5 protein-coding genes are annotated in these 6,930 nt (G+C 58.4%); all 5 read left to right on the top strand.

Annotated features, from left to right (window positions below; translation table 11 throughout):
* Positions 1-875: 875 nt before the first annotated feature.
* The 5 genes from ACW5F0_RS14525 (at position 876) to ACW5F0_RS14505 (ending at position 6,295) form a co-directional block, all read left to right on the top strand.
* Positions 876-1,553, top strand: coding sequence for a hypothetical protein (locus ACW5F0_RS14525; RefSeq protein WP_457000018.1), 678 nt, complete (start codon positions 876-878; stop codon positions 1,551-1,553).
* Between the two features lie 2,481 nt (positions 1,554-4,034).
* On the top strand, positions 4,035-4,457 hold the full coding sequence (locus ACW5F0_RS14520) for a hypothetical protein (RefSeq protein WP_457000017.1): 423 nt from the start codon (positions 4,035-4,037) through the stop codon (positions 4,455-4,457).
* A 57-nt stretch (positions 4,458-4,514) separates the two neighbouring features.
* Entirely contained in the window at positions 4,515-4,823 is a 309-nt protein-coding gene (locus ACW5F0_RS14515; RefSeq protein ID WP_457000016.1) for a hypothetical protein, read from the top strand.
* Between the two features lie 239 nt (positions 4,824-5,062).
* A complete protein-coding gene (locus ACW5F0_RS14510) occupies positions 5,063-5,560 on the top strand; it encodes a hypothetical protein (protein WP_457000014.1) in 498 nt (165 codons plus the stop codon).
* A gap of 510 nt (positions 5,561-6,070) precedes the next feature.
* Positions 6,071-6,295: a hypothetical protein gene (locus ACW5F0_RS14505; protein WP_457000013.1), complete on the top strand. Its 225-nt coding sequence runs from the start codon at positions 6,071-6,073 to the stop codon at positions 6,293-6,295.
* The last annotated feature ends 635 nt before the right edge of the window (positions 6,296-6,930 follow it).

Genomic DNA, 6,930 nt, shown 5'->3' with positions numbered 1-6,930 from the left:
GGGGCGCAAACCACATGGCAGAAAGAGCTTGCCATGTGCTTCACGCCCCGCTGTGGCGCGGCTTAACTTGGGTGTTAGGCCTTGTCTACCGCAGTGTCGTAGCAGTGTCTTCGGGTCGCCTGGTGCATCCGGCACATCCATCACGTTGGGCAACTCGCACGCGCGGTAAGGGCATCGGCAGTTACTCGTGGTGCAACTCGGCTTCGGACAGGCGCAGCTTCGGGACAAGTACGATCATCCTGAGTCGACCTCGTTGTGGTTGGCGGTGCGGGTTCTAGGCCGCGCGAGCTGTCGGTCTCGGCTCCGCTCTCGCAGGCACGGCCAAGGCTCGGCAAGTTGTTGTAGTGTTTGGCTCAGGGGTTGGGCCAGGTGCCACGTATCGACGGCCTAACGAGTCATTCAAGCCGATGCCGCTTCGCGGCACGGCTTAATTCTGGTGTTAGGCCGCTCAGGAGAATGTCTGGTGCGCCCGGTGATTCTTCTGTCGACGATCTGCTTGTTGGTAGCTTGCGCTAGAGCTCCCCAAGCTGTGAGGCCCCAGATGGAGCAGTGTGACCTCTCGCGCATCCTGGCAAGAACGGATGTCGATTCGTACACACTGTGCCTAGCTAGCGCATTGGCGAAGCGCTGCTCTGCGTCGGATCAGTGCTTCATTCAATGCGAGAGCAATGGTGGTCTCCCGCTCGTAGGCGGTGGGTGCTCTCACGTGTGCAACAACCGGGCGATGACCGACGAGAGACTCGCTCGGGAAGGGCCCAGCTACACTGATGAAGCGGCCGCCTGCAGTAGTAGGTGAGCGGCCTAACAATTCATTCAAGCCGACGCCGCTTCGCGGCGCGGCTTAATTCAGGCGTTAGGCCCCACACGCAGATCACATGGACGATCCAGGAAAAAGAAGGGCATTGGGCTGGCGCAGAGTTGTCGCGGTGTCTGTCGCCGTCGCAGCAGTTGGCGCTGGCGTACTGGCATTTCCATTAGTTCTACAGACGCTAGAAGAGCGTGAGGATCAGCGGCTTCTGCGTCTGTATGCCACCGGACTATCGCCTTGCGATCACTATCCAGACGACATCGACACGCTCATTCAAAAGCATCTTCCTGCACCAGCATCTGTTTCAATAACTGTCTTCCCATCCTTTTCGGAGCCGCAGGCTGTCCGGATCGTGGGTGAAGATCTGTACTATTTCGTTCTGGATTTTCCGCTCTACGAGCGCGGTGACCGCCTGCCACCAAAGCTCAACACTGAGGGAGTTCCAACAACGTATAGATCGCTCATACCTAAGCCGGTCACTACAGAACTCGCAGCGGTCTTAGCCAGCGATATCGCCCAGGCAAAAGCAGAGCTCCCGCTTGGTCTTGACGGGACTGTCTTCTTTTTCAGAACGTCCGGCAGCACCTGCGGTATGGCTTGGTCACCCAATAGGGGCTCGCGGGCGCTATCTTTCGTTCAGATTTTTGACCTCCTAGCCAAGCATGCCAAGGCGTCTGACCCGGCGGAGACTGCGGCAAAAGATCGTGAGATCCTCCGTATCATCAAGTCATTGCAGGCCCGGTAGGTGTGGCCTAACAATTCATTCAAGCCGACGCCGCTTCGCGGCGCGGCTTAATTCAGGCGTTAGGCGGCTATGACAAACCTTCTTGAACTGTTGGGGAGAAGCGTCGGTGGTGTTTCCTTCAATCCCAGCGACTTGGCTCCAGAGCTAGTCGCATACGGGGAGCCGGAGGCCGCAACGATGCTGCTAAACATGTCGTCAGACACTCACGCTCAGATCAGCATCTTGGCTGGCCGTCTTCTCTCAGGCAGTCTCACCATCGACAAGGCTATTTGCTTGGCCGCTGTCGAGGTGTTTGAGGGCCACTCTCGTCCGTTGCGGCGCAAGCGTCGCGTTTATCCAAAAGCCGTCTAATGCAGCGTACAGCGCGGCCTAACAAGTCATTCAAGCCGACACCGCTTCGCGGCGCGGCTTAATTCTGGTGTTAGGCCTTGTTTCCCGCACTACCGGATCAGCATCTTCGGTCGCATAATGTTCGCCGCTCATCTGTGACTGTTGGCGTCTCGCACGCGCGGTGAGTGGCATCGGCGTCAGGGCCTGCTGCACCTAAGCTTCGGACAGACGCGACCCTTCGCAAGATTCCACCTGCCGAGTCGGCTTCGGAGAGCTTTCGGTGAGGGTTCTTGGCCGCGCGAGCCGCAGCTTTCGGCTCTGGCCCGAGAAAGACTAAGCCTGCGTCCACCGGCAAGACTTGTTGTACTGTTCGGCTTAGGGGTTGGGCCGCTGTAACAGGCACGGGTGCCAGGCAGCGGCGGCCTAACGAGTCGTTCAAGCCGACGCCACATCGGGGCGCAAACCACATGGCAGATACAGCTTGCCATGTGCTTCACGCCCCGCTGCAGCGCGGCTTAACTCTGGTGTTAGGCCTTGTTTCCCGCACTGCCGGATCAGCATCTTCGGTCGCATAAGGTTCGCCGCTCATCTGTCACTGTTGGCGCCTCGCACGCGCGGTGAGTGGCATCGGCAAAATCGCCTGCGACACCTCGGCTTCGGACAGGCGCGACCCTCCGCAAGATTCGACCTGCCGAGTCGGCTTCGGTCAGGAAGCGGTGGTGGTTCTGGGTCGCGCGAACTGCGGCCTTGGCTTCGGCCCAGCCAAGGCCAGCCCCGCGCTCACCGCCAGGACTTGTTGTACTGTTCAAGCAGGGGTTGGGTTGTCGCAGGCCGGGCGCAAGTTTCGGGCGGCGGCGGCCTAACAAGTCGTTCAAGCCGACGCCACATCGGGGCGCAAATCACATGGCAGGTATAGCTTGCCATGTGCTTCACGCCCCGCTGCGGCGCGGCTTAACTCTGGTGTTAGGCCGCACTCGGTACGAGTTCCGGCATTCCGCTCTTTTGGTGTACTCCTTCGGCCGGTTTCGCCAAGCCGGCTGGGTCCCTTCGTTCAAGATTCCGTGGCGCAGCATCCGGCTCGCCTGAGTGTCCGCGCCAAAGGTTCTAGCGCTCACATCCATAGTGGGCTTCGGGTAGCCGGCACGCCCAGGCGCCGGAGCCAGCTTGAAGCGCAGACTCTTTCGCTCGATCCAGGGCCGCAGTCAGAGCGTGGCAGGTTGTTGTAATGTTCCGGCCTAGGGGTTGGGCTGCGGAGCTTCCAGACAAGTGTTCGCGGTGCCTGGTGGTGGCGGCCTAACAATGCGTTCAAGCCGAAGCCGCTTCGCGGCTCGGCTTAACTTAGGTGTTAGGCCTTGTTTCCCGCACTGTTGTTGCCGGATTCCAGGCAATCTGTAGCGCTTCTCTCATCCGCAGCGTTTGCACCTCGCACGCGCGGTGCAGGCATCGGCAGTCAGCCCTGCAACATTTCGGCTTCGGACAGGCGCGACTATTCGCAAGATTCGACCTGCCGGGTCGGCTTCACGCAGTGCGCGGTGAGAGTTCTTGGCCGCGCGCGTGGTGCGTTTCGGCAGCACCAGACACGGTGCTCGTTGTACTGTTCGCCTCAGGGGTTGGGCTGCCGCACGTCGGGCGCAGGTGCCAGGGAACGGCGGCCTAACGAGTCGTTCAAGCCGATGCCGCTTCGCGGCACGGCTTAACTCTGGTGTTAGGCCTTGTTTCCCGCACTGTTGTTGCGGGGTTCCAGGCAATCTGTAGCGCCTCGCCTATCCGCAGCGTTTGCACCTCGCACGCGCGGCGCAGGCATCGGCAGTCGGCCCTGCAGCAGCTCGGCTTCGGACAGGCGCGACTCTCCGCAAGATTTGACCGGCCGAGTCGGCTTCGGACAGGGCGCAGTGAGAGTTCTTGGCCGCGCGAGTCGAGTGTTCTGGCTTTGGCCCCGGCAAATGCCAGCCTCAGGCCGCTCGGCCAGACTTGTTGTACTGTTCGGCTCAGGGGTTGGGCTGTCGCAAGGTCGGGCGCAAGCTCGGCGTGCGGCGGCCTAACAAGTCGTTCAAGCCGAAGCCGCTTCGTTACGCAAAACACATGGCAGGTAAAGCTTGCCATGTGTTTCGCTCCACTACGCGTCTCGGCTTAACTCTGGCGTTAGGCGCCATGACCATGATTGCAATGCATCTGAACGTGCTTCTCTTGGCAACCGCACTTTCAGCGGATGCGGAAGTCGTGCTTGGATCTGTCTCTATTGACTTAGCTGAGTCGCGTCAATCAACTCCCACCAATCCTGTCAGGTGTTCAGGCAGTCTTGATGCGCTTATCGGCGTGGCGGGCGCCGCAGTGCGGAGTCGAATTGGCTCTCCTGACATCGCAGACGAGGGCTTAGCTCTCGATTCATCTCGCGTCGTAGTACATCAATACATTTTTGCGGATCAGAACGAATCGTGGATTGGATTGGCACCATCGGCTGGCGTTGCCACAGCGGTGACGTTCCCGACTAATCCATTCACTGTGTTGCGCGTGGATTACGACGGAGCTGACCGTGTAACAAGTGCCAAGTGCCACATCGCAGATGGCGCCTAACAATTCATTCAAGCCGACGCCGCTTCGCGGCGCGGCTTAATTCAGGCGTTAGGCATCATGGACAATGAATCGCAACGTGAGGATAAGTACAGCAAGGCCATCGAGCCTGTTGCTGCGCGTATGGATCAGGCCAAATGGGATGTAGCACGTGCCGTCACATTGAGCGGCGCGGGCATTTCCACGGCGATTGTCTTCTTGATTACCCAGATAGGCGTTACTGCCTGCTCGTTGCACATCTCGCTCTTTTGTGCCTCCTTGGCGATTCCGACTTGGCTTGCTTTGTGGCGAGTCGGTGAGGCGTATTCCTTTTTTGGCCAAAATCACACGGCCATTTCTCCACACTGCGGGGCTCTGGCGTCGGCTTGATTTTGTTTGCCTCTGGCAGCCTGCTTCTGCTCATTTCTTTCCTGTCCCTGCTTTGGCATTTCTCAGCGCTCTCGGCAGTTTCCTTCCTACTGGGGAGCTTCGGGATGGTCGTTCTTGTGTTTAAGCACCACACGGATGTCCAAGCATGGGCTGAGAAGGATCATGCAGATGATGCCTAACAATTCATTCAAGCCGAACCCGCTTCGCGGGTCGGCTTAATTCAGGCGTTAGAGGTCACTATGATTGACCGTGAGGCACGCGATAGATTTGCGCAGGCGATTCGAGCTTTGGTTGCCGGCACCATCACCAACGACGAGTTTGAGGATGTGCGGCTCCCCGCTCTGGACACCGCCGATCCAGCCATAACGGCGATCTATCAAGAAGGAGCCTGGCACCTGTACTCGGACTTGGAAGAGCATCGGCTTCGGGGCAAGCACGCAATCTCCCGCAAAGACAAATCCCATGTCGCTCGTTGGGTGCTGTTCCTGAAAACAGACTTGCCATATGAGTGGCCGGAGCTCCGTGGCGCTCGCTTCTTTGCTCTCGGACTCGCCAATCTGTTCACTCTAGGAATCGCCAACCGCTTCTATGTAAAGTGGTTCAAGCAGCAGGGAGAGATAGATATCTGGCCGTTCATCCGCCACGAGGACTATGCGGCTGCACTCGAGCGCCCAGTGTACTTGGGGGTGACCTCTAACAATTCATTCAAGCCGACACCGCTTCGCGGCGCGGCTTAACTCAGGCGTTAGAGGGCTCTATGCACTGTCGCAAGCTGATAGTCGCTCTTTGCATTGCGTCTTGCAGTTCCACGGCCATTGCCGACTGCCGTAACGCATCTCCCGAGCAGATTGAGTCGCAGAAAGCGAAGGCTCTAGCGGATCCCGCTGCGCAGATGGCGGAGGAAGAAGGCTACTTGAAGGTAACTCTTCCGCAGCCAAACGGAAACATTGTTATTTCGTACTTCTCGCTCCCAGGCCACCCCGCATACCCGTCCAACGTAATTTCCGCAATCTACAAACACGACGGTAGAATCTGGCTCTACTCGCGCGGATTCAATGCTGGTGAGTGCGCTGCATTTGAGTCTTGGATGCAAGGGTTCGCTGCGCAACACGAGAGAGTCCGTCTAGAAATGCAGGAGAGGACGCATGAACGGTAGCGAGCAGCTCTCTAACAATTCATTCAAGCCGACACCGCTTCGCGGCGCGGCTTAATTCCGGTGTTAGGCCGCAAGGGAGACATTGGCAGCGATGAAAGTGCTAAACGATTTCCTTTGGAACGCCGGAGTGGTTGTCATTGTCGCCGCACTTACAGGATCCGGCTGGTACTGGAACCACTTAAAGCTCATCGATGGGCGGGGGTTGTCTAGATTGTTTGGCACTGAGGCCGCGCATCTCATCAACTTCGCATTTCACACATTGTTCTTTCTTATCATCGTTATCGCCTTCTTCCGTGACCAGAGAGCGCAGCAGTGATGGCTTATGGAGGTTGCGGCCTAACAATTCGTTCAAGCCGAACTTGCTTCGCTACACCAACAACGTGGCAGAAAAAGCTTGCCACGTTGTTGGCTCCGCTGCGCAAGTCGGCTTAACTCAGGCGTTAGGCCGCGCTCGGTAGGGCTCTTGGCGCCTCGCTCTTTCTGTGTGTCCTTCGGCTGGTTAGCGGCAATCCCATAGGGTCGCTTCGTTCAACATCGCACTGACCAGTCCTTCGCTTTGGTCGTCGCACCGCGGCTTGCTGCATCGGGCGTTCACCAGCATGCTGGGCTTCGGGTACGCCGCAAGTTCATGGGCCGGGGCCAGCTCCAAACGCAAGCATCACGCCCTGGCCTCGGCTTTTCGGCCAGGCCGCGGCAAGTTGTTGTAGTGTTTCGGCTCAGGGGTTGGGCCGCAGCAGCTCGGGCACAAGTTCGGGGCAGCGGCGGCCTAACAAGTCGTTCAAGCCGAAGCCGCTTCGTTCCGCAAACCACATGGCAGAGAAAGCTTGCCATGTGGTTCGCTCCACTACGCGTCTCGGCTTAACTCTGGCGTTAGGCGCGCTCCCAAACATCACTACGGATTGAGGTGCTTATGATCCCCGCTCTTGCTGCCTCTTTGATTCTTGTTGTCGT

It is taken from the genome of Luteimonas sp. A534 (genome assembly GCF_054072805.1).
The sequence above is the reverse complement of the archived record's forward strand: the minus strand, read 5'-3'. Positions and strand labels throughout refer to the sequence as shown.